18 protein-coding genes are annotated in these 23,565 nt (G+C 70.4%); 11 read left to right on the top strand and 7 right to left on the bottom strand.

What is annotated here, in order from left to right:
* The first annotated feature begins 193 nt into the window (after positions 1-193).
* Both ADL03_RS26670 and ADL03_RS26665 read left to right on the top strand, forming a co-directional pair.
* Complete coding sequence (locus ADL03_RS26670) at positions 194-970, top strand: NB-ARC domain-containing protein (protein ID WP_053736290.1); 777 nt, start codon at positions 194-196, stop codon at positions 968-970.
* Positions 889-2,295, top strand: coding sequence for a tetratricopeptide repeat protein (locus ADL03_RS26665; protein ID WP_053736289.1), 1,407 nt, complete (start codon positions 889-891; stop codon positions 2,293-2,295). The genes ADL03_RS26670 and ADL03_RS26665 overlap by 82 nt, the downstream gene beginning before the upstream one ends.
* Here the strand turns inward: ADL03_RS26665 and ADL03_RS26660 are convergent.
* Together ADL03_RS26660 and ADL03_RS26655 are read right to left on the bottom strand one after the other, a co-directional pair.
* Positions 2,267-2,947: a TetR/AcrR family transcriptional regulator gene (locus tag ADL03_RS26660; protein ID WP_053736288.1), complete on the bottom strand. Its 681-nt coding sequence runs from the start codon at positions 2,945-2,947 to the stop codon at positions 2,267-2,269. The two genes, ADL03_RS26665 and ADL03_RS26660, sit on opposite strands and share 29 nt — an antisense overlap.
* Before the next feature lie 9 nt (positions 2,948-2,956).
* Positions 2,957-4,408, bottom strand: a complete 1,452-nt coding sequence (locus ADL03_RS26655; protein ID WP_053736287.1) for an MFS transporter — start codon at positions 4,406-4,408, stop codon at positions 2,957-2,959.
* Positions 4,409-4,752: 344 nt separating this feature from the next.
* On the opposite strand from ADL03_RS26655, the gene ADL03_RS26650 reads away from it, so the two are divergent.
* From ADL03_RS26650 to ADL03_RS26615, 8 genes are all read left to right on the top strand, one after another.
* Positions 4,753-4,935, top strand: coding sequence for a hypothetical protein (locus tag ADL03_RS26650; RefSeq protein WP_053736286.1), 183 nt, complete (start codon positions 4,753-4,755; stop codon positions 4,933-4,935).
* Positions 4,935-5,375 (top strand): hypothetical protein, encoded by a 441-nt coding sequence (locus ADL03_RS26645; RefSeq protein WP_053736285.1) that lies wholly within the window; start codon positions 4,935-4,937, stop codon positions 5,373-5,375. Before ADL03_RS26650 ends, ADL03_RS26645 begins: the two co-directional genes overlap by 1 nt.
* Positions 5,376-5,396: 21 nt before the next feature.
* The gene (locus ADL03_RS26640; RefSeq protein ID WP_082373496.1) at positions 5,397-6,353 is read left to right on the top strand and encodes an ABC transporter ATP-binding protein; all 957 of its coding nucleotides are present in this window, start codon (positions 5,397-5,399) and stop codon (positions 6,351-6,353) included.
* Positions 6,353-7,225, top strand: a complete 873-nt coding sequence (locus ADL03_RS26635; RefSeq protein ID WP_053736284.1) for an ABC transporter permease subunit — start codon at positions 6,353-6,355, stop codon at positions 7,223-7,225. The genes ADL03_RS26640 and ADL03_RS26635 overlap by 1 nt, the downstream gene beginning before the upstream one ends.
* 104 nt (positions 7,226-7,329) lie before the next feature.
* Positions 7,330-10,971: an ABC transporter ATP-binding protein gene (locus ADL03_RS26630; RefSeq protein WP_231642282.1), complete on the top strand. Its 3,642-nt coding sequence runs from the start codon at positions 7,330-7,332 to the stop codon at positions 10,969-10,971.
* 331 nt (positions 10,972-11,302) lie between these two features.
* Positions 11,303-12,121 (top strand): hypothetical protein, encoded by an 819-nt coding sequence (locus ADL03_RS26625; protein WP_053736282.1) that lies wholly within the window; start codon positions 11,303-11,305, stop codon positions 12,119-12,121.
* Between the two features lie 304 nt (positions 12,122-12,425).
* Positions 12,426-16,124, top strand: a complete 3,699-nt coding sequence (locus ADL03_RS26620) for a multifunctional oxoglutarate decarboxylase/oxoglutarate dehydrogenase thiamine pyrophosphate-binding subunit/dihydrolipoyllysine-residue succinyltransferase subunit (RefSeq protein WP_082373495.1) — start codon at positions 12,426-12,428, stop codon at positions 16,122-16,124.
* Positions 16,125-16,208: 84 nt separating this feature from the next.
* Entirely contained in the window at positions 16,209-16,388 is a 180-nt protein-coding gene (locus ADL03_RS26615; protein WP_030471325.1) for a DUF6104 family protein, read from the top strand.
* A gap of 96 nt (positions 16,389-16,484) precedes the next feature.
* Here ADL03_RS26615 and ADL03_RS26610 read toward each other — a convergent pair whose 3' ends face one another.
* Entirely contained in the window at positions 16,485-17,477 is a 993-nt protein-coding gene (locus ADL03_RS26610; RefSeq protein ID WP_053736280.1) for an aldo/keto reductase, read from the bottom strand.
* Positions 17,478-17,700: 223 nt separating this feature from the next.
* On the opposite strand from ADL03_RS26610, the gene ADL03_RS26605 reads away from it, so the two are divergent.
* Positions 17,701-18,876 (top strand): S8 family peptidase, encoded by a 1,176-nt coding sequence (locus ADL03_RS26605; protein WP_053736279.1) that lies wholly within the window; start codon positions 17,701-17,703, stop codon positions 18,874-18,876.
* 120 nt (positions 18,877-18,996) lie between these two features.
* Here the strand turns inward: ADL03_RS26605 and ADL03_RS26600 are convergent, their stop codons facing one another.
* The 4 genes from ADL03_RS26600 to ADL03_RS26585 form a co-directional block, all read right to left on the bottom strand.
* A complete protein-coding gene (locus tag ADL03_RS26600; RefSeq protein WP_157529257.1) occupies positions 18,997-19,875 on the bottom strand; it encodes a hypothetical protein in 879 nt (292 codons plus the stop codon).
* 76 nt (positions 19,876-19,951) lie between these two features.
* Positions 19,952-21,085: an imidazolonepropionase gene (gene hutI / locus ADL03_RS26595; RefSeq protein ID WP_053736299.1), complete on the bottom strand. Its 1,134-nt coding sequence runs from the start codon at positions 21,083-21,085 to the stop codon at positions 19,952-19,954.
* Entirely contained in the window at positions 21,082-22,356 is a 1,275-nt protein-coding gene (locus ADL03_RS26590) for a formimidoylglutamate deiminase (protein ID WP_053736277.1), read from the bottom strand. The genes hutI and ADL03_RS26590 overlap by 4 nt, the downstream gene beginning before the upstream one ends.
* The gene (locus ADL03_RS26585) at positions 22,353-23,522 is read right to left on the bottom strand and encodes an allantoate amidohydrolase (RefSeq protein ID WP_053736298.1); all 1,170 of its coding nucleotides are present in this window, start codon (positions 23,520-23,522) and stop codon (positions 22,353-22,355) included. The genes ADL03_RS26590 and ADL03_RS26585 overlap by 4 nt, the downstream gene beginning before the upstream one ends.
* Positions 23,523-23,565 lie beyond the last annotated feature (43 nt).

Below are 23,565 nucleotides of genomic sequence, written 5' to 3'. Positions count from 1 at the left end.
GCCAACTTCCTCCGGCCCTGCGGTCCCCGATCACTCCGGATCTCGAAGTCCACCGCAACCCCTCAACTCAGGTGTTGCAACGACCTCTTGAACCCAAGACATGCTGCGGGGGTTTCGCCTTTTCGCTCCCGAACGGGTGACGCGCCGCCGTTCCACCCCGGCGCACGGGCCGCCAGTCGCATCATCGACGGCCATGCCAGACGACTCGACGCGCAACGTGGTGCACGGCGACGCGGGAACGGTCATCCAGGGCCACGACATCCACCTCCACCAGGCGCCGGTGACGCCGGTCCCACGGCAGCTCCCGCCTGACGTCACCCACTTCACCGGCCGCACCGCGGAGCTGGGCGTGCTCGACGGCCTGCTCACAGGCCAGGCCCGGACCGTGGTCATCTCCGCGATCGCGGGCGCGGGCGGCGTGGGCAAGACGTCGTTGGCCGTGCACTGGGCCCACGGCGTCCGTGACCGGTTCGCCGACGGGCAGCTGTACGTGAACCTGCGCGGGTTCTCCCCTGAACCACCGATGTCGGCCGCGCAGGTGCTGACGGGTTTTCTGACCGCGCTGGGCGTCCCGGGACGGGCCGTTCCCCGGGACCTGGACGCGATGACGGCGCTGTACCGATCGCTGCTGGCGGATCGGCGGATGGTGGTGCTGCTCGACAACGCGGCCTCCGCCGAGCAGGTCCGCCCGCTTCTGCCCGGCTCGCCGACCTGCGTGGTGCTGGTCACGAGCCGCCGGGAGCTGCGCGGTCTGGCCGCCCGTGACGGGGCCCGCCGCATCGCGTTGGACGAGCTTCCGCACGATGACGCGATGGTGCTGGTCCGAGACATCGTGGGACCGGCACGTGCCGACGCGGAGACACAGGCGACGGACCTGCTGGTGCGGATGTGCGCCGGGTTGCCGTTGGCACACTGCGGATCGCTGCCGAGCAGATCGTCGACCGTCCGCACCTGCGCATCTCCGACCTGACCACGGACCTGGCCAGGGGCCGTCTCGACGCCCTGGCGCTGGACGACGACCCACGCGCGGCCGTGCGCAAGGTCTTCGACCTGTCCTACAACGCCCTACCACCGATGACGGCGCGAGCCTTTCGGCTGCTCGGTCTTCATCCCGGTGTCACGATCAGCACGCCCGCGGCCGCCGCGGTGACCGGCATGTCCGCGGAGGCGGTTCGGCCGGTGCTCGGCGCCCTCGCCGACGTGCACCTGATCGCCGAGGTCGGGCGCGACCGGTTCCAGTTCCACGACCTGATCCGCGAGTACGCCGTCGAGACCGCCCGTGCGCACGAGTCGTCCGAGTTGCTCGAAGAGCGCATCCGCCACCTGCTCGGCTGGTACCTGCACACCGCCGACCTGAGCAGGTTCGTGATCTACCCGCAGACCGGGGCGTCGAGGTTCGAGCACCACGACGCCGAACCCGATCCGCTGATCTTCGGCACGAGGGACGACGCCCTCGATTGGCACCGCCAGGAGCAGACCAACCTCGTGTCGGTCCTCCAGTACGCGGTGGACCACGGTCATCACCGAATCGCCGCCCTGCTACCAAACTGCCTGTCGATTCCGAACATCCTCAACGCCCAGTGGGCGACCAACGTGGAGCTGGCCACCGCCGGACTGACGAGCGCCCGCCGGCTCGGTGACGAGCAGATCATGCTGATAGCGCTCAGCTCGCTCACCGAATCGCTGGTGCAGGCCGGCAGACTCGACAAGGCGTTGCCCCTGCTGTTCGAGGAGCTGAGCCTGGCACGGCGCCGTGGCGCTCGGCGGGAGATGGCGACTGCGCACCACGAGATCGGTCTCGTGCTGCACAAGCAGGATCTCCTCGACCGGGCGGCCGACCACTTCCTGATCGCCCTGCCGCTCTACCGAGAGCTCGACATCCCGCGCGGAGAGGCGATCATGCTTGCCGAGCTCGGTGAGATCGCCTGGAAGCGAGGGCGTTTCGAGGAGGCCCGAGACCACCTGCACCGGTCCTTGGCGATCTGCCGCGAGTCCGGGAACAGCTGGAACGAAGCCCTGTTCCTGAGGCTGTCCAGCCAGATGTCTCTCGACCAGGGCCATCTCGACGAGGCCGTCGAGCACCTCGAACGGTCTGCCACGACGTACGCCGAACTCGACGACCTGTACGAAACGGCCTGCACGTTGCGGATGCTCGGCGACGTGCTGGGCCGGCGCGGTGACCACGACCGGGCCGCCCGGGTCCTGGGCGAGGCGCTCGCCATCTTCGACAGCATCCACGCGCCGGAGGCCGACGAGCTCCGCGCGGCTATCGCAGGGCCGCCATCCGCGCCTTGATCCCGTGGATCACGCAGTCGAGCCCGAACTCGAACTGCCCGTCCAACGTCCACAGCTGCGGTTCCTGCAGCATCTCGACGTAGCGCGGGTGCTTCTCGCGGTACATGTCGGCGATCTTGCCCAGGTCCGGTGGCGGTGAGTCGAGTCCGCCGCGGCTGGTGAAGTTCACCTCGGTGGTCGACCACCCGACGACGTAGCTCGACACCGTCGACACGGACATGGACGCCTCGACCGCGGACAGCCCGGCGGCGCGCATGGGTTCGAGCATGGCGTCGGCCATCGCCACCGCGTTCGGGCCGATGGTGGTGAACTCGCCGATGCCGCGGATCCACCACGGGTGTTTGAGCGCGAGATGACGCATCGCGTGCATCATCTCGCGCAGCGCGGGTTCCCAGTCGGCGTCGGGGGCCGGGAGCGGGAACTCGCCGTAGATCTCGTCGAGGCAGAGCTCGATCAGCGCGTCCTTGGTCGGCACGTGCCAGTACAGCGACATCGGTGCCGCGCCGAGCTCGGCCGCGAGCTTGCGCATGGACAGCTTCGCCAGGCCGTGCTCGTCGAGCACCTCCAGCGCCTTGCGGACGATGGCCTCCCGGCTCAGGCCGAGGGGCTGGCCGCTGCCGGGCCGGGGTTTGCCGAACCACACGCTGTCCACCGCCCGATCCTAAGCACGCCGGAGCAGCACGCTCGCCACAACTCCTCCCAGGAACACCGACACGGCACCGATCAGCAGGCTCACGCTCATCCCCGACGAGAACGCCTCGCGCACCACCGCCAGGTCCGCGCCGCTGTGCAGCGCCTCCGACAGCGACCGCCCCGGCACCCCGGCCGGCAGCTCCGCGGCGAACCGCGCGGACAGCAGCGCCCCCAGCACCGCGATGCCGAACGACGAGCCCAGCTCGGACAGCGTCGACGACAGGCCCGAGGCGATGCCGGCGCGTTCCGGCGGGATCGAGCCCATCAGGGCGTTGACCGCAACCGGTTGCGCCACACCGACACCGACGCCGATCAGCACCAGGCCGGCCAGTGTCGGCGGGTAGGTGGCGCCGATCGAGAGCAGCACCACGCCGCCCGCGACGATCGTCATGCCGAGCAGCATCGCCTTGCTGGCACCCAGTTTCAGCACGAGCTGGCCCAGGGTGTTGCTGGTGACGAGCAACGCGATCGCCATCGGGGCCACGCGCAGGCCGGCCTCCAGCGGGCTGTAGCCGAGCACGCCCTGCAGGTGCTGCGTGAGCAGGAAGAGCGAGCCGGCCATGCCGAACGCCGCGAGCACGCCGGAGGCGACGGCGCCGGTGAAGCGGCGGTCGGCGAAGAAACCGAGGTCCAGCATCGGTTCCGCGGTGCGCCGTTCCCACCACGCGAACGCCGTCATCGCGACGAGTCCCAGCGCGAGCGGCACGCCGAACCGCGGCGAGGCGAAACCGTTCTCCGGCACCGAGATCACGGCGTACACCAGCGAGACCATGCCGATGATCGACAGAATCGAGCCGGGCACGTCCGGCCTGCGCACGGCCGGGTCCTTCGACTCGGGCACCAGGAACGCCACGGCCGCGACGGCCAGCAGCGCCACCGGGACGTTGATCAGGAACACCGAGCCCCACCAGAAGTGCTTGATCAGCGCACCGCCGATCACCGGGCCGGCCGCGAAGCCGAGGCTGGTGACCGCGGCCCAGATGCCGATGGCCTTCGGCCGTTCCTTCTCGTCGAACAGCTGCATCAGCACGGCCAGCGTGCCGGGCATCAGCAGCGCCGCGCCGACGCCCATGAAGCCGCGGGCCGCGATCAACGCCTCGGACGAACCGGCGTAGGCGGCCACGGCACTGCCGGCGCCGAACAGCGTCAGACCGGCGAGCAACGCCCGCTTGCGGCCGAACCGGTCGCTCAGCGCACCGGTCGTGAGCAGCAGGCCCGCCAGCGCCAGCGAGTAGGCGTTGATCATCCACTGGATGTCGGCCGTGCTCGCGCCCAGACCGGTGGAGATCGACGGGATCGCCACGTTCAGCACCGTGTTGTCCAGCACCACGACCATCACCGACAGGCAGAGCACGCCGAGCACCGCCCAGCGCTGCGGGTGCGGCCGCACCCCGACGGTCTCCGTCGCAGTCGTACTCATGAGATCCTCCCCCTTACGGTGTACGAGGACCTTACAGTGTACGAGAGCGCGGGGCGCAACAGGTTTCACGCGGAGACAGCGAGAAAGGGGGAGAAAAGTAAAGGGCGGCCGCGCTCAACCAGCCTGGGGGTCACTGGGAGCGGGGCCGCCGTGACCAAATATAGCGGCTCCGCCACAGCCGCGCCCAGCACCCCCCACCAATCGCGACCCAAAAGTTTCCCGGACCAGACCACTGCCGGTGTGCGCTCCGTCCAGCAAACGAGTGAATTCCCGTGACGGCGGTGCGCCGAGCAGGGGCGACGACCGATGAAGCAGGAGTCGGGTGTCCCTCGAAAGGTGATTCCATGGCTGAACCACAGGGCTGGATCCACTGCCACGACCCGTTCGGTCGCGACAGGTCGATGACCGTTCTGCTGGAGAACGACCGGGTTCTGCTGGTCGCGCCGCCGGGCGAGACCGCTGTGATGTCCGCCACCCAGACGCGTCGGCTGGGCTCTTTGCTCGACCAGGCCTCGGCGAAGATGTGATGGACGAGTCCCTGCGCGACGCGGTGCTGCAACGGTTGGCACTGCTGGACAAGGTGGCCGAGCACGGCGCGGCCGACGCACTGGTTCCGCTGGCCCGCGCGGAGATCCACCGGCTGGCCGACGGCTGGCGGTTGCTGCTGACGGTCCACCAGCCCGACGAGGACGGCCGGTGCCGGGCGTGTCCCGGCTGGCTGCGCCGCCGCCGGTGGCCTTGCCAGGTCTGGAACATGGCGCACCAGCACCTGATCGGCGAGGGGCAGCCGCACCGGGAACGCCGCGGGCCGCTGCGCAACCCGTTCACCCGGTCGGGCATGACCGACGAGGTGCCGGCGGGGGTTTCCGCCGAGGCGGCGACCGAGCCGCCGACACCGGTCGCCCCGGCGCGGCCCGTGCACCGCGCGGCCGTCGTGTCGCGTCCAAAGCACGCCTTGCCCGACTGACCATCGGGCAGGATGGGCCGCATGCATGACGGCAGCGGCCTCATCGCGGTGCAGAACCTGACCAAGCAGTTCGGTTCGGTCACCGCGGTGCAGAACCTGAGCTTCACCGTGTCACCCGGCAGCGTGACGGGCTTCCTCGGCCCGAACGGCGCCGGCAAGACGACGACCCTGCGCATGCTGCTGGGTCTGGTGAAGCCGACCAGTGGCATCGCGACGATCAACGGCAGGCAGTTCCACCAGCTCGGCCAGCCCGGCCGCGTGGTGGGCGCGGTGCTGGAGGCGCAGGGGTTCCACCCCTCGCGCACCGCACGCAACCACCTGCGCGTGTACGCGGCGGCGATCGGCGTGCCGGACGCGCAGGCCGACCAGGTCCTGGGCCTGGTCGGCCTCGCGACGGCGGCGGACCGCAACGTGGGCGGGTTCTCGCTGGGCATGAAGCAACGGCTCGCGCTGGCCACGGCGCTGCTCGGTGACCCGCAGGTGCTCGTGCTCGACGAGCCCGCGAACGGCCTCGACCCCGAGGGCATCGCGTGGCTGCGGACGTTCCTGCAGTCCTACGCGCGCATGGGCCGCACCGTGCTGATCTCCAGCCACCTGCTGGCGGAGGTGGAGCAGACCGTCGACCAGGTCGTGATCATCTCGCGCGGGCAGACGATGTTCTACGGGCCGCTGGAGCAGCTGCGGCAGTCGCAGCGCAAGCGCGTCCTGGTGCAGCCGTCGGACGTCAACGCGCTGGCGACCGCGCTCAGCGCGGCCAGCGCGCACGTCGAACAGCTGCCCGACGGGCGGCTCGCGGTGTCCGGTGTGGACGCCAAGTACGTGGCGGACACGGCGCTGCGGGCGAACGTGTCGATCTACGGCATCCAGGAGGAGCAGGCCGACCTGGAGCGGCTGTTCTTCCAGCTCACCAGTGGCCAGTACGCCGGGTACGCGCCGGCGCCGCACCAGCAGCAGCAACAACAGGGTGGTTGGGCCTGATGGGCAACCTCGTACAGGCGGAGCTCCGCAAGACGACCACGACCGGGCTGTGGTGGGGACTGCTGATCCCGACCGCCGTGCTGGCGCTGGGCTGGGGTCTCGCGACCGGTCTGCTCGGGCAGTTCTTCGTGGACCTCGCGTCGTCGTCGGACGTGGACGAGGTGTCGGACTTCCTCGGCGTGACACCGGACCAGTGGAAGATCTCGCTGTTCGGCATCGCGCGGGCGATCAACGTGTCGACGATCTTCCCGTTGATCTTCGGCGCGCTCGCGGTGTCCGGTGAGATCCAGCGGCGGACGATCACCACGACGTTCCTCACCGCGCCGTCGCGCATGCAGGCGATGCTGGCGAAGATGCTGGTGTACGTCCTGTGGGGCGCGATCTACGGCATCGCGATCATGGCGTTCATCGCGCTCGGCGTGGTGATCACCGCGGACTCCGGGCAGCTGCCGGACGCGGGCGGCTGGGCGATGCTGACGCTGGTCTGCGTGCTGTCGTCGATCCTGATGACGATGTTCGGCGTGGGCATCGGCGCGCTGGTGCCGAACGTCGCCGGGGCGGTCGTGATCCTGCTGCTGTACTTCCTGGCGATCGAGAACGTGCTGCACGGCGTGCTCGCCTACCTCGAGGTGCCGTCGGTGATCGGGTTCCTGCCGAACGGGTCGATCAACGGGCTCACCGGGTCGGTCGCGGTCGACCTGTTCCTGTCGACGGCCGGCGTCGTGCCACCGGAGATCGAGGACGTGCTGCGGGCCATCGCGGGCGCGGGTGGCGCGCTCGACTGGTGGTGGTCGGGGCTCGTGTTCGTGGCGTGGGCCGGGGTCGTCTTCGCGGGCGGCTGGGCGGTCACGCAGTCCAAGGACATCACCTGACCTGCGCGTATTAGTTTCTGTCAGACCCGGTCCGTAGCCTCGTCGGTGTGAAACAGGGCTGGGTACGCCGACTGGTGGCGGCATGCTGGCAGCACCCCCGACTGGTGGTGCTGTCGGTGGTCGCCGCCGTCCTCGGTGTGGGTCTGCAGGCGGCCGGGCCGTTGCTGCTGAAGGTGGCCGTCGACGACTCGACGGCGGGGCGCACGGACCGGTTGGTGGTGCTCGTCGTCGCGCTGGTCGCGCTGGAGCTGCTGACGTTCGGCTCCGCGTTCGTGCGGCGCTACGTCGGCGGGCGGCTGGCGCTGGACGTGCAGCACGACCTGCGGCAGTCGGTGTTCTCCTCGGTGCAGCGGCTGGACGGTGCGAAGCAGGACGAGCTGCGCACGGGGCAGATCGTGTCCCGGTCGATCACGGACCTGCAGCTCGTGCAGTCGTTGCTGATGATGGTGCCGCTGGCGGTCGGCACGGTCGTGTTCGCGGTGGCCGCGCTGGCGGCGATGATCTACCTGTCGATCCCGCTGACGCTGGTCGCGCTCGTGGTGCTGCCGCTGGTGGCGTGGCTGGTCGGCCGGACGCGGCTGACGCTGTTCCCGGCCACCTGGTCGGCGCAGCAGCGGGCGGCGGACCTCGCGCAGCACGTCGAGGAGACCGTCACCGGCGTGCGCGTGGTGAAGGGCTTCGGCCAGGAGGCGCGCGAGGTCGCCCGGCTGGAGAAGCACGCGCGGACGCTCTTCGCGGAACGGATGCGGGCCGCCCGGCTGTCGGCGCGGCCGCTGGCGACGGTCACGGCGCTGCCGTTGCTGGGGCAGGTCGGCGTGCTCGGGCTGGGCGGCTGGCTGGCGTTGCACGGGCAGGTCACGCTGGGCACGTTCCTGGCGTTCACGACGTACGTGGCGAACCTGGTGGGACCGACCCGGCTGCTGGCGAGCCTGATGGTGTCGGCGCAGCTGGCGCGGGCCGGTGTGGAGCGGGTCTACGAGCTGATCGACTCGCAGCCGGACGTCACGGACGGGCCCGGCGAGGTGCCGGACGGCCCGCTGGGCGTGTCGTTCTCGGGGGTCACGTTCGGGTACACCCGCAGCGAGCCGGTGCTGAAGGACTTCTCGATCTCGGTGCGGCCGGGCGAGACGCTGGCGCTCGTGGGCACCGCGGGGTCGGGCAAGTCGACGGTGTCCCTGCTGCTGCCCCGGTTCTACGACGTGCACTCGGGTGCGGTCCAGGTGGGCGGCGCGGACGTGCGGACGTTGCGGCTGGAGTCGTTGCGCGGCGCGGTGGGCGTGGTGTTCGAGGAGGCCTTCCTGTTCTCCTCCAGCGTGTTCTCGAACATCGCGTACGGCCGTCCCGACGCGTCGCGGGAGGAGGTCGAGCGCGCGGCGAAGGCGGCCGAGGCGCACGACTTCATCGAGGCGCTGCCGGACGGGTACGACACGGTGGTCGGCGAGCGCGGGCTGACGTTGTCCGGCGGGCAGCGCCAGCGCGTGGCCCTGGCGCGGGCGTTGCTCTCCGACCCGCGGATCCTGGTGCTGGACGACGCGACGTCGGCGGTGGACAACGCGACCGAGGCCGCGATCCACGCGACGCTGGCGTCGGTCACGGCCTCGCGCACGACGTTGCTGGTCGCGCACCGCCGTTCCACCCTCTCGCTGGCCGACCGGATCGCCGTGCTGGACGCGGGCCGCGTGGTCGACGTGGGCACCCACGAGGAGCTGACCGAGCGCTGCGGCCTGTACCGCGACCTGCTGGCCGGTCCCGGCGAGGCGATCGAGTCGACGGCGCCGGCCGCGACCGGCGACCTGTGGCCGGCGCTGTCGCAGGAGGAGCTGGACCGGCGCCTGATCGAGGAGGCCCGGCCGACCGGCGGTTCCGGTGGTGGCGCGGCGGGCGGTCGCCGGGGTGGAGGTGGCGGTGCCGCCTCCGCGCTCGCCGGTGGCCCGCCGACGCCGGAGCTGCTCGCCCAGGTGCGCGCGCTGCCACCCGCGACCGAGGAGCCGGTGCTGGCGGAGGACCCGACAGCCCCCGACCCGGCCTTCCGGCTGGCCCGCCTGGTGCGCCCGGTGCGCTGGGCCCTGCTCGGCGTGGGCGCGCTGGTGGTGCTGGACGCGCTGGTCGGCATGGGCCTGCCCGCGCTGGTCCGGCTCGGCGTGGACGGCGGCGTGGTGGGCGGCGCCGAGTCGTCGCTCTGGCTCGCCATCGCGCTGGGCGTGGGCCTCGTCGTCACCGGCTGGCTCACGACGGCCGGCAGCACCGTGTTCGCCGCCCGGCTGGGCGAGCGCCTGCTGTACCTGCTGCGCATCCGCAGCTACGCGCACCTGCAACGGCTCGGGCTCGACTACTACGAGCGCGAGATGGCCGGCCGCATCATGACGCGGATGACCACGGACGTCGACGCGCTGTCGACGTTCCTGCAGACCGGCCTGGTCACCGCGGTGATCAGCCTGCTCACCCTCGTCGGCGTCACCGTCGCCCTGGTCGTGACCGACCCGTCGCTCGCCCTGATCGCGCTGGCCGTGCTGCCGTTCCTGCTGGTCGCCACCGTGGTCTTCCAGCGGCTGTCGTCCGCGGCCTACGCCGAGGCCCGCGAACGCGTCAGCGCCGTCAACGCCGACCTGCAGGAGAACGTCTCGGGCCTGCGCGTCGCCCAGGCCTACACCCGCGAGCGCCGCTCAGCGGAGGCCTTCGCCGAACGCAGCGACGCCTACCGCCGCACCCGCCTGCGCGCGCAGCGCTACATCGCCACGTACTTCCCGTTCGTCGCGATGCTCTCCGGCGTCGCCCAGGCGATCGCCCTCGCGGCGGGTGCCCACCGCGTGGCCACCGGCAGCCTCACCCCCGGCGTGCTGCTCGCGTTCCTGCTGTACCTGGGCCTGTTCTTCAACCCGCTGCAGCAGCTCTCCGGCGTCTTCGACGGCTACCAGCAGGCCCGCGTGGGCCTGCGCCGCATCGGCGACCTGCTGCGCACCCCCACCACCGTCGAACCCCCGGCCGCGCCGATCCCGGTCCCACCACACCTGCGCGGCGAGGTGGAGCTGCGCAACGTCTCCTTCGCCTACCCCGGCACCGACCAGCCGGCCCTCGCCGACGTCTCCCTGCACGTCCGCCCCGGCGAGACCGTGGCACTGGTCGGCGAGACCGGCGCGGGCAAGTCCACCCTGGTCAAGCTGGTGGCCCGCTTCTACGACGCCACCTCCGGCACCGTGCTGGTCGACGGCGTCGACATCCGCACGTACGACCTGCAGGCCTACCGCCAGCGCCTCGGCGTCGTGCCGCAGGAGGCGCACCTGTTCGGCGGCGACGTGGCGGAGAACGTCGCCTACGGCCGCCCGGACGCCACCCACGAGGAGGTCGAGCAGGCCGTCAGCGCCGTCGGGGCGCTGCCGATGGTGGCGACGCTGCCGAGCGGCTTCCACCAGCCGGTCGGGGAGCGGGGGAACCGGCTGTCCGCCGGGCAGCGGCAGCTCGTGGCGCTGGCTCGGGCGGAGCTGGTGCGTCCGGACGTGCTGCTGCTCGACGAGGCGACCGCGGCGTTGGACCCGGCGACCGAGTCCGCGGTGCTGGCGGCCAGTGACCAGGTGGCCGGGTCGCGGACGACGTTCGTGGTGGCGCACCGGTTGGCCACCGCCGCGCGGGCTGATCGGATCGTGGTGCTGGATGGAGGGCGAGTTGTGGAGGTTGGGACGCATGAGGAGTTGTTAGCCCGGGGTGAGGCTTATGCGCGGTTGTGGCGGCATGGGGTGCCGGTGGGGTGAGGCCTGATCGTCGGTCGCCCTGGTGCCGGGGTTGGGTGCGGTCCATGGTCTGTCGCCTTGATACCGGGGTTGATCAGGCACGGTTGCCGATCGCCTTGGCACCGGGGTTGGTCAGGCAGGGACGACGTTCGGGGTTCATCGCCGCTTCGCGACGATCGCGATTGGGGCTTGATACCGCTACCCGTCGATTGAGGTAGATACGTCTCGCGTCGCTCGATAGGCGTGCAACTGCCTGAGGTGAGGGAGGGTCGTCTCGCTTCGCTCGATCACAGGCCGGGTCTCCCGCTCCCTTCACCCGTCCTCTCTTCCCTCCCCGTCTCCAGGAGTTGCTGTGGCTCGTCGTTTGAAGGTCCTGTACGTCACCGATCTCGCCTACCCCGCGCGTGGCCGTCGGTACTGCGACGAGGACATCTACCTGACGTCCCGGTTGCGGGAGCACTTCGACATCGCGCTGTGCAACCCCCGTGACGCCGCCGCGTTGCTCGGGAGCGGGTTCGACGTCGTGGTCGTGCGCAACAGCGGGCCGGTGATCGACTATCCGGAGGCCTACCGGGAGTTCCGGCAGGTGGCCCGGGAGCGAGGCGTGAAGGTCTACAACCCGCTCACCGGCAAGGGCGACATGGCGGGCAAGCAGTACCTGGTCGAGCTGAGTGAGCGGGGGTTTCCCGTCATTCCCACGGTTGACCGGGTGGAGGACCTCGGGAAGTTGCCGGATGCGCCGTTGTACGTCGTGAAGCCCAAAGACGGGGCGGACTCGCACGGGCTGGAAATCGTCCCGCGCGAGAAAATCAGGGACGAGAGCGACATGCTGATCCAGCCGAAGATCGATTTTCGGTACGAGGTGTCGTTTTACTACGTCGACCGCGAGTTCCAGTACGCGTTGAACGCGCCGGACCCCGCGCGGCGGTGGGAGTTGAGCTCGTACGAGGCCACCGATGCGGACCTGGAGTTCGCGGAGAGGTTCATCCGGTGGAACGGGCTTGAACACGGCGTTCAGCGGGTAGACGCCTGTCGGACCAGGGACGGGGAGCTGTTGTTGGTCGAGCTGGAGGACCTGAACCCGTACCTGTCGCTGGACCGCACGGACGAGGACGTCAGAGAGGCGTTCGTCGGGGCGATGGCCAGATCGATCGAGAAGTCGGCCGGCTGAAGCGCGCGAGGTGGGATCATTCGAGCAGGCGGAGTTGTCGTACCTGCTGTGAACTGATCGATGCGCTCGGTGCGTGTGCCCGTCCAAACGGCTCGACGGACAATCTCCGAAAGGGAGGGGCGTAGCGAGACGCACATCAAGAGATGCTCAACTGCGGGTGACGCGGGGGCCGTCCTGATCGATCCTGTGACAGAGCACTCCTTGCCAGGTGCCTCCAGCGTGTGAAGGCCCGCGCTGGGGGGACTAGCCTGACTACCGCATGAGTCAACACCAAGAGCGAGATGGATAGAGGCGAGCGCCAGCCGTGTCCAGCAGCAGTCCTGCGTCACAATTCGGGCCGAACGAGTGGCTCGTCGAGGAGATGTACGAGCAGTTCCTCGCGGACCCGTCATCCGTAGACCCGGCATGGCATGACTTCTTTGCCGACTACAAGCGAGCGGGCGGCAACGGGAACGCCGCCGCGGCGAGCGCGGGTGGCGCGACGACCACCGCGACCGTGACGCCGCCGGCCGCGGACAACGGCAAAGCACAGGCCGCGTCTGCTCCCAAGGCGGCGGCACCCAAGGCAGCGGCGGCTCCCAAGGCCGCGCCGCAGCCGAAGCCGGCGGCCAAGCCGGCTCCGCAGCAGGCCGCGAAGGCAGCCCCGGTCACGCCGAGTGCGCAGCCCGAGCAGAAGCAGTTGCGCGGAGCCGCCGCCGCCATCGCGAAGAACATGGAGCTGTCGCTCACCGTTCCGACCGCGACCAGCGTGCGTGCCGTGCCCGCCAAGCTGCTGGCCGACAACCGCATCGTCATCAACAACCACCTGAAGCGGACGCGTGGCGGGAAGGTCTCCTTCACCCATGTCATCGGCTACGCGGTGGTGCGGGCGCTGCAGGCCTTCCCGAACATGAACCGGCACTACGCCGAGGTCGACGGCAAGCCGTTCGTCGTCACGCCGGAGCACGTGAACTTCGGTCTGGCGATCGACCTGCCCGGCAAGGACGGGCAGCGCACGCTGGTCGTCGCGTCGGTCAAGGGCTGCGAGAACATGACGTTCACGCAGTTCTGGCAGGCCTACGAGGACCTGATCCGCAAGGCTCGCTCCGGGTCGCTGACGACGGAGGACTTCTCCGGCACCACGATCTCGCTGACCAACCCCGGCACGATCGGCACCAACCACTCGGTGCCGCGGCTGCAGGCCGGTCAGGGCGCCATCATCGGCGTCGGTGCGATGGAGTACCCCGCGCACTTCCAGGGCACCAGCGAGCAGGCGCTCACCGACATGGGCGTCAGCAAGATCATCACGCTGACGAGCACCTACGACCACCGCATCATCCAGGGTGCGGAGTCGGGCGAGTTCCTCAAGCGCGTCCACCAGCTGCTGCTGGGCGAGGACGGCTTCTACGACGACATCTTCGCGTCGCTGCGGCTGCCCTACGAGCCCATCCGCTGGGTCGCCGACATCCCCGAGGGCGCTGTCGACAAGACCGCCCGCGTGATCGAGCTGATCGACGCGTTCCGCACGCGCGGCCACCTGATGGCCGACACGGACCCGTTGAACTACCGCCAGCGCAGCCACCAGGACCTCGACGTCCTGAGCCACGGCCTGACGCTGTGGGACCTCGACCGCGAGTTCCCGGTCGGCGGGTTCGCCGGCAAGGAGCGGATGAAGCTCCGCGACATCCTGGGCGTGCTGCGCAACTCGTACTGCCGCACCGTCGGCGTCGAGTACATGCACATCCTGGAGCCGGAAGAGCGGCAGTGGATCCAGGAACGCGTCGAGGTTCCGCACGAGAAGCCCCCGGCCACAGTGCAGAAGTACATCCTCAGCAAGCTCAACGCGGCCGAGGCGTTCGAGACGTTCCTGCAGACGAAGTACGTCGGCCAGAAGCGGTTCTCGCTGGAGGGCGGCGAGACCGTCATCCCGCTGCTCGACGCGGTGCTGGACAAGGCAGCCGAGCACGAGCTCGACGAGGTCGTCATCGCGATGCCGCACCGCGGCCGCCTGAACGTGCTCGCGAACATCGTCGGCAAGCCGATCTCGCAGATCTTCCGCGAGTTCGAGGGCAACCTCGACCCCGGTCAGGCGCACGGCTCCGGCGACGTGAAGTACCACCTCGGTGCCGAGGGCAAGTACTTCCGGATGTTCGGCGACGGCGAGACCAAGGTGTCGCTGACGGCGAACCCGTCGCACCTCGAAGCGGTCGACCCGGTGCTCGAGGGCATCGTGCGCGCCAAGCAGGACCTCATCGGCATCGGCGGCGACATCTTCCCGGTGCTGCCGGTCGCGCTGCACGGTGACGCGGCGTTCGCCGGTCAGGGTGTCGTGGCCGAGACGCTGAACCTGGCCCTGGTGCGCGGTTACCGCACCGGCGGCACGGTCCACATCGTCGTGAACAACCAGGTCGGCTTCACCACCGCGCCGGAGCACTCGCGGTCGTCGAAGTACTCGACCGACGTCGCGAAGATGATCGGCTCGCCGATCTTCCACGTGAACGGTGACGACCCCGAGGCCTGCTACTGGGTCGCGAAGCTCGCTGTCGACTACCGCCAGCGGTTCCGCAAGGACGTCGTGATCGACATGGTCTGCTACCGCCGCCGCGGTCACAACGAGGGCGACGACCCCTCGATGACCCAGCCGGCGATGTACGACGTGATCGACCAGAAGCGCTCGGTGCGCAAGACCTACACCGAGTCCCTGATCGGCCGCGGCGACATCACGGTGGAAGAGGCCGAGAAGGCGCTGCAGGACTTCTCCAGCCAGCTGGAGCACGTCTTCAACGAGGTCCGCGAGCTCGAGAAGCACCCGGTCACGGTCAGCCCGTCGGTCGAGTCCGAGCAGCAGATCCCGGCCAAGCTCCCCACGGGCATCACGCGCGAGGTGCTGGAGCACATCGCCGACGCGCACGTGAACCTGCCGGAGGGCTTCACCCCGCACGCCCGCGTCAAGCCGGTGCTCGACCGCCGCGCCAAGATGGCGCGCGAGGGCGGCATCGACTGGGCGTTCGCGGAGCTGCTCGCGTTCGGCTCGCTCGCGCTGGAGGGCCGCAAGGTCCGCCTGGCCGGCCAGGACTCGCGCCGCGGCACGTTCGTGCAGCGCCACGCGACCCTGATCGACCGCAAGACCGGCGAGGAGTACACGCCGCTGCAGAACCTGTCGCCGGACCAGGGCAAGTTCATGGTCTACGACTCGGTGCTGTCGGAGTTCGCGGCGGTCGGCTTCGAGTACGGCTACTCGGTCGCGAACCCGCAGGCGCTGGTGCTGTGGGAGGCGCAGTTCGGTGACTTCGTCAACGGCGCGCAGCCGATCATCGACGAGTTCATCTCGTCCGGTGAGGCCAAGTGGGGTCAGCGTTCCGACGTCGTGATCCTGCTGCCGCACGGCCACGAGGGCCAGGGCCCCGACCACACGTCGGGCCGCATCGAGCGCTGGCTGCAGCTGTGCGCCGAGGGCTCCATGACCGTCGCGGTGCCGTCGACGCCGGCGAACTACTTCCACCTGCTGCGCCGCCACGCCCTCGACGGCGTCGACCGGCCGCTGATCGTCTTCACGCCGAAGTCGATGCTGCGCCTCAAGGCCGCGGTGTCCGGCACGGACGAGTTCATCAACGACCGCTTCCAGTCGGTGATGAACGACCCGACCGTGAAGGACCCGAACGCGGTCACGAAGGTTCTGCTGTGCAGCGGCAAGATCTCCTACGAGCTCCACTCGGAGCGGGAGAAGCGCGGCGCGACGGACGTGGCGATCGTGCGTGTCGAGCAGCTCTACCCGGTCCCGGCGCGCAAGCTGACCGAGACGCTGGAGGGCTACCCGAACGCGAAGGACATCCGCTGGGTTCAGGAGGAGCCGGCGAACCAGGGCGCGTGGCCGTTCTACGGCCTGGCGCTGCCGGAGCTGCTGCCTTCGCACCTCTCCGGTGTCCGCCGCGTGTCGCGCCGCCCGATGGCCGCCCCGTCGGCCGGTTCGAGCAAGGTGCACGAGGTCGAGCAGCGCGAGATCATCAACCGCGCGTTCGACTAGGTCCCGCAGTGAGCCAGTGACGAGCCGCCGGGCCCCAAGGGTCCGGCGGCTCGTTGTTCTCAGCCCCCACAGGAGTTCTCAGCCATGTACCACACCGATCGCGGCATCGAGGAGCTGGAGAAGCGGCGCGGCGAGGAGGAGGTCACCTTCGCGTGGCTCGCCGACAAGCTGCGGGAGTTCGTCGACGCCAACCCCGACTTCGAGACGCCGATCGAGCGCTTCGCCACCTTCCTGGCGCGCGACGACGACGACTTCGAGGACTGACCACCCGCTCCCCTGCTTCATGTGCCACGCGGGGAGCTTTCGTACGACAGCAGCGTGCGAAAGGCCCCCGCATGGGGCGGAGCAGCGATGGAGCGGTTACCAGGCGTAGGCCTCGGGGGCCGGCTTGGAGCCGTTCGGAGCGGGCGCGGGGAACAGCTCGTCCAGCTTCGCGAGCACGTCCGCGTCGAGCTTCAGCTCCGCTGCCCGCAGTGAGTTGTCGAGCTGCTCGGCGGTGCGCGGGCCGATGATCGGCGCGGTGACGCCCTCCTGGTGCAGCAGCCACGCGAGGCCGACGTTGGCCGGGTCCTCGCCGATGTCGGCGCAGAGCTTCTCGTAGCCCTCGATGGCCTCCTGGTGCTTGGCGAGCACGGCCTGGTAGCGCTCGGCGTTGGACCGCGAGGCACCGCCCTCGCGCTGCTTGCGCAGCACGCCGCCGAGCAGGCCGCCGGACAGCGGCGACCACGGGATGACGCCGAGGCCGTAGTGGCGGGCCGCGGGGAGCACCTCCAGCTCGATCCAGCGGGTCATCAGGTTGTAGATCGACTGCTCGGACACCAGGCCGAGGAACCCGCGCGTGCGGGCGGCCTCCTGCGCCTGGGCGAGGTGCCAGCCGGCGAAGTTCGACGAGCCGAAGTAGATGACCTTGCCCTGCTGGCGCAGCACCGAGAACGCTTCCCAGATCTCGTCCCACGGCGTGTCACGGTCGACGTGGTGCATCTGGTACAGGTCGATGTAGTCGGTCTGCAGGCGCTTGAGCGAGGCGTCGGCGGCACGGCGGATGTTCAACGCCGACAGCTTGGTCTCGTTGGGCCACTCGCCCATGCTGCCGTAGAGCTTGGTGGCGATGACGGTCTTCTCGCGGCGGCCACCGCCCTGCGCGAACCACCGGCCGATGATCTGCTCGGTGACGCCCTCGCCCATCTTCCAGCCGTAGACGTTGGCGGTGTCGAAGAAGTTCAGGCCGTGCTCGTGCGCGCGGTCCATGATCGCGTGACTGTCGGCCTCGGTCGTCTCGGGGCCGAAGTTCATCGTGCCGAGGCACAGGCGGGAGACAGAGAGGCCGCTGCGGCCGAGGTTGGTGTAGTCCATGCCCTCAACCCTGCCTCGCCGCGCGGCGTCGTGCCACGTGGAGCTGCTCCAGGTCGGCGCAGGTCCGGGGGCATTTGTGAACAATATTTCTCGTTCACACCCGTCCACAGCACCACAACAGTTTTGACAGTATTGCCGACTGAATTTTCGAACCTGCCATTTCACCCGTTAGTGCGGTTATGTTCGTCACGTTCCACAGCTCATTCCCTGCCAGGAGGAACCGATGGCACGACAACGAGGTCGTGTTGCAATTGCCGCGGTGCTCGGCATCGCCGCCACAGCGATGTGGGCGCCCACCGCCGCCGCCGAACAGGACGTGCTGCCGGGTGCGGGCACGCAGGCGGTCGAAGGCAGTTACATCGTGGTGCTCAAGGACGGCGCGCACACCTCTGCCGACGCGCTGGCCGCCCGCTACCACGGCACGGTGCGGCACACGTTCAGTGCCGCGCTGAACGGTTTCTCCGTCGCAGGCCTGTCCGATCGGCAGGCCCGCAGGCTGGCGGCCGACCCGGCCGTCGACTTCGTCGAGCGCAACACCTACGCGACGATCCAGGGCACCCAGTCCAACCCGACCTGGGGCCTGGACCGGATCGACCAGGCGAGCCTGCCGCTGAACCGCGCCTACACGTACCCGAACACCGCTTCGAACGTGACCGCGTACATTCTCGACACCGGTGTCCGCAAGACGCACGTCGATTTCGAGAATCGCGCGTCGGACGGTTACGACTTCATCGACAACGATTCAGTGGCACAGGACTGCAACGGCCACGGAACGCACGTCGCGGGCACGGTCGGCGGCAAGACCTACGGTGTCGCGAAGCAGGTGAAGCTGGTCGCGGTGCGGGTGCTGGACTGCGCGGGCAGCGGTCCGTGGGACGGCATCATCCGCGGCATCGACTGGGTGACGCAGAACGCGAAGAAGCCGGCCGTGGTGAACATGAGCCTCGGTGGCAGCGGGACGAACAGCTCGCTGGAGAACGCCGTCCGGCGGTCGATCGGCGCCGGCGTCACCTACGTGCTCGCGGGCGGCAACAGCGGCCAGGACGCGTGCAACTTCACCCCGGCCCGCACGCCGGAGGCGATCACCGTGGGCGCGTCGGACCGCACCGACAGGCGGTCGATCTGGTCGGCCGGCTCGTCGAACTACGGCCGTTGTCTGGACATCTGGGCGCCCGGCAGCGAGATCGTGTCCGCGTCGCACAGCAGTGACACCGGCACGCGGTCCATGGGCGGCACCTCGATGGCCTCGCCGCACGTGGCGGGTGCGGCGGCGCTCTACCTGAGCGCGAACCCGTCGGCGACGCCCGCCCAGGTGCGTGGCGCCCTCGTCGGGGCGGCCACGCCCGGCAAGCTCACCGACATCAGGACGGGTTCGCCGAACCTGCTGCTGAAGGTGTGAGACCTGCCGTCGCCGCGACACCCTGCACCGGCGACGGCCATCCTGCGCCCTTGACGCCCGGCCGAATGCGGCTCGGCCGTGCGTCGATCCACCGGGGGCGCCTGGCGGTGGGAGTGGGTACTAGTCCCACTCCCACCGCACTCCATAAATTCCCGGCTTCTGGTTGCGCACGTGGATGTGCGTGGACGCGGTCGTCCCGATCCACAGGTCGGTGAGCGCGGTCTCCGGTTCCTGCAGCGAGGGCCGGGTGAACTGGTAGCACCGCGCGGGCACGGCGTCGGGGTGGAAGTCGATCTGCAGCACGTAGTCGCCCACCGGCCGCAGGAACCGCCGGTCGCAGACCTCGCTGTCGGCGCCGGGCTGTATTCGCACGGTGTAGTCGACCAGCGCCGTCTCCCCCGCCCGCAGCATCCGGTCGAACAGGATCTCCGCGACGAGGAAGCCGGTGGCGTCCTCGCTGCGCACCCGCCCGAGCCGGCACGGTGGCCCCGCCTCGATCGTGGCCACGCCGAGGTCCGTGGCGTCGGCCAGCTGGATCGCCAGGAACCGGTCGGTGCCGTCCTCCAGCGCCTGCACGACGCCCGTGCAGTGCATCTCGACCTCACGCCGGTCCGGCCCGACCACCAGCCGGTCGCGCACGCTGAGGTAGGTCGAGGCGGTGGGCTGCCGGTCGATGCGCGCCATGACCTCGCCGAGGTCGGTGGCCCGCGAGTCCCACATGTCCTCCAGGGACATCGCCTGCCCGACCCAGCGCCCTCGCGGCCGCTTGCCGCCGAGCCGGTCGGTGAGGTGTCCTTCGGCGAGCCCGAGGAGCTCCTCCAGCGCCGTGACGACCTTCAACGACTCGGGGCGCTCCGGCCGGCTGCGGCCGCGCCGCCAGTAGCTCAGCGTCGAGACGCTCACCTGCATGCCGCGGGCGGCCAGGTGGTGCTGGATCCGTTCGAGGCTGAGGCCGCTGTCGTCGACGGCCTTCGTCAGCGCGTCCGCGAAATCCGCCACGGACGGAACCATACGGCCGTCCCACCCCGTATCAGTAGGCCCACACGGAGGGTTACAAGATCGCTACCTGGCGGTGTCAGACCACCTGTTCGCCGTTCTTCCACACCGCGTGCGTGAGCGGGACGCCGGGCCGGTAGGCGAGGTGGGTGATCGACGGCGCGTCGAGGACGTGCAGGTCAGCGCGGGCGCCGACGCGGAGCACGCCGACGTCGTCACGGCGCAGGGCCTGCGCTCCGCCGAGCGTGGCGGCGCGGACGGCCTCCTCGACACTCAGGAACATCTGCAGCACCGCGGTCGTCACGCAGAACGCCATCGACGAGGTGTAGGACGAGCCGGGGTTGCAGTTGCTGGCCAGCGCGACCGTGGCGCCCGCGTCGAGCAGCGCACGGGCCGGCGGCAGCGACTGGCGGGTCGAGAGGTCGCACGCCGGCAGCAGCGTGGCGACGGTGTCCGACGAGGCGAGCGCGTCGACGTCCTGCTGCGACAGGTACGTGCAGTGGTCGACGGAGGCGGCGCCGAGCTCGACGGCCAGCCGCACGCCGGGACCCTCGCCGAGCTGGTTGCCGTGCACGCGCAGGCCGAGGCCCTTGGCGGCGGCCGCGGTCAGCACGGCCTTCGACTGGTCGTAGTCGAACGCGCCCTTCTCGCAGAACACGTCGGCCCACCGCACCAGCGGCGCCACCGCGTCGAGCATCTCGCCGCGCACCAGGTCGACGTAGGTGTCGGCGTCCTCGCCCGGCGGGACCAGGTGGGCGCCGAGGAACGTGACCTCCTCGACGTGCTCGGCGGCGATGCGGGCCGACCGCACCTCGTCCTGCACGTTGAGGCCGTAGCCGGTCTTGGTCTCCAGGAAGGTGGTGCCCTGCCGCAGCGCCTCCGCCACGTGCCGGCGCACCACCCCGGACAGCTCCTGGTCCGACGCGCCACGGGTCGCGCCGACGGTCACCGCGATGCCGCCCGCGGTGTAGGGCTTGCCGGCCATGCGCGCGCCGAACTCGGCGGTGCGGTCGCCCGCGAAGACCAGGTGGGTGTGCGAGTCGACCCAGCCGGGCAGCACCGCGCGGCCCTCGACGTCGACGCGCTCGTCCGCTGCCGGGGCCTGCGCCGCCGCGCCGATCCAGGCGATCCGGTCGCCGTCGAGGACCAGCGCGTCGCCGGTGTCGTCGGTGTTCGTGGTGAGCTCACCGATGCCGGTGATCAGCACGCTCATGCCCACAGCTCCTCGATCGCGGTCGTCAGCAGCCTGCCGACGTCTCCCAGGGTCTCGTGCACGCCACCGGAGGCCACCACCCGGCCGCCGACCACGACGGTGTCCACGTCGGACGCAGTCGCGGACAGGAAGACCTGTTCGGGCAGCGATCCCGCGGTGCGCGGCGTCGTGCGGCTGATCGCCACCAGGTCGCAGGGCGCGCCCGGTTCGATCCGGCCGCCGTCCCACCCCAGCGCGGAGTGCCGGGTGGCGGCGTCACGCAGCTCGACCGGCGCGAACCGGCCGCGCTGACCGGTGCGCAGGCGCTCGTTGTGCTCCAGCGCGCGGGTCTCCAGCAGCGGGTCGATCACGGCGTGCTGGTCGCTGCCCAGCGACAGCGGGCTGCCCGCGTCGGCGAGCTCGCGGGCCGGCCCGATGCCGTCGGCCAGGTCGGCCTCGGTGGTCGGGCAGAAGCACGCGCCGGTGCCGGTGCTCCCGAGGGTCGCGATGTCATCAGGCGTCAGGTGGGTGGCGTGCACGGCGGTGGTGCGCGGTCCCAGCGCTCCCGCCTCGGCCAGCAGCCCGGCCGGGGTCAGGCCGTAGGCGTCGAGGCAGGCCTGGTTCTCCGCGGGCTGCTCGGAGAGGTGGACGTGCAGCGGCGCGTCCGGGAACGCCTGCGCCACCACGGACAGCTCGGCGCGCGGAACGGCGCGGACGGAGTGGATCGCGGCACCGACGCGCATCACGTCGTCGGACCTCAGGTCGGCCACGCGCGCCGCCCACGCCTCGGCCGTGCCGTCGGAGAACCGTTGCTGCACCTCGTTGAGCGGCTGGTCGATGCCGCCGGCGAGGTAGCAGGTGTCGAGCAGCGTCAGCCGGATGCCCGCGTCCGCCGCGGCTTCCCTGAGCGCGTACCCGAACTCGTTCGACCGGTCGTGGACGTAGTGGAACTCGCCGACGGCCGACACCCCGGCCACCGCCATCTCCGCGTAGACCGCGCGGGCCAGGCGGTAGTACGACTGCGGCGTCAGCTTGCCCGCCAGCGCGTACATGCTTTCGCGCCACGTCCAGAACGTGCCGCCGCCGTCGTGCGTGCGGCCGCGCAACGCCCGGTGGAACGCGTGCGAGTGGGCGTTCGCGAAGCCCGGCACGACGACGCCGTACAGCCTCCGCACACCCAGCGGAATCGTGTCCACAGTGGACACGCTGGCGATCCGGCCGTTCTCGACCCTGACCAGCACGCGTTCGGCGAGTCCCTCGGGCAACCAGGCCCGCTCGCACCAGAAGTTCATGAGCCGAGGTGTTCGATCGTGGCGGCCAGCGCCTGGACGCCCTCGTCGACGTCGGCCTGTTCGGCGAACTCCTCCGGCGCGTGGCTCACGCCGGTCGGGTTGCGCACGAACAACATCGCCGTCGGCACGTGCGCGGCGAGGATGCCCGCGTCGTGCCCCGCACCCGTCGGCAACGCCGGAACGCCGCCCAGCGCACCCGCGATGTCGTCACGCAGGCGTGCGTCGAAGTGCACCGTGTCGCCGTACGACTCCTCGGTGATGCCGACCACGCAACCCTCCTCCTCAGCGGCCTCGCGCGCCGCCGCGGAGATCTCGGCGACCATGGCACGGGTGCGTTCGTCGTCGCTGTCCCGCGCGTCCAGCCAGACGTCCACAGTGGACGCGATGACGTTGGTGCCGCCGGGGTTGGGCACGATCCTGCCCACGGTCGCCCGCCCGCCGTCCCTGGCCGCCTTGCGCGCGGCGAGGACGAGCCGCGCGGCCGGGAGCATCGGGTCCCTGCGGTCCTCGATCAGCGTCGCGCCCGCGTGGTTGCCCTCGCCGGAGAACGTGAACCGCCACCGCCCGTGCGCCAGGATGCTGCTCGCCACGCCGACCGGAACCGTGAGGCCACGCCCCTGCTCGACGTGCAGCTCGACGAACTGGCCGATGCGGTTCAACGCCCGTTCGTCCCGGCCGGCCAGGTTCGGGTCGTAGCCGGCGGCCTTCATCGCCTCGGCCAGCGTGACACCATCGGGATCCTTGAGCCCCAGCGCCTTGTCGGCCGCGATGGCACCGGTGAGCAGGCGCGACCCGAGGCACGCAACCCCGAACCGGCCACCTTCCTCCTCGGCGAACACCGCGATGGCGAACGGCCGCGCGGGCGTAAAACCCTTCGCCTGCAACACGTCCACCGCCTGCAGCGCCGACGTCACCCCGAGCGGGCCGTCGAACGCGCCACCGCCGGGCACCGAGTCGAGGTGGCTGCCGGTGACGAGCGCGTTGTCGCCGCGCTCACCCCACCACGCCCACAGGTTGCCGTTCTGGTCGGTCTCGACGTTGAGCCCGCGGCGGACCGCCTGCTCGACGAACCAGTGCCGGAGCTCCAACTCGGGCTTGTCGTAACCGTGGCGGGAGTAACCGCCGCGCTTGGCGTCCCGGCCGACGTCCGCGATCTGGTCCAGCATCACCGCGCCTCCACCGGCAGGCTCACGCAGGGGTCCCCTCCGG

Source organism: Nocardia sp. NRRL S-836 (assembly GCF_001279525.1).
In the GTDB taxonomy this organism is placed as follows: domain Bacteria; phylum Actinomycetota; class Actinomycetes; order Mycobacteriales; family Pseudonocardiaceae; genus Lentzea.
This window is presented reverse-complemented; position numbering and strand designations above follow the sequence as displayed.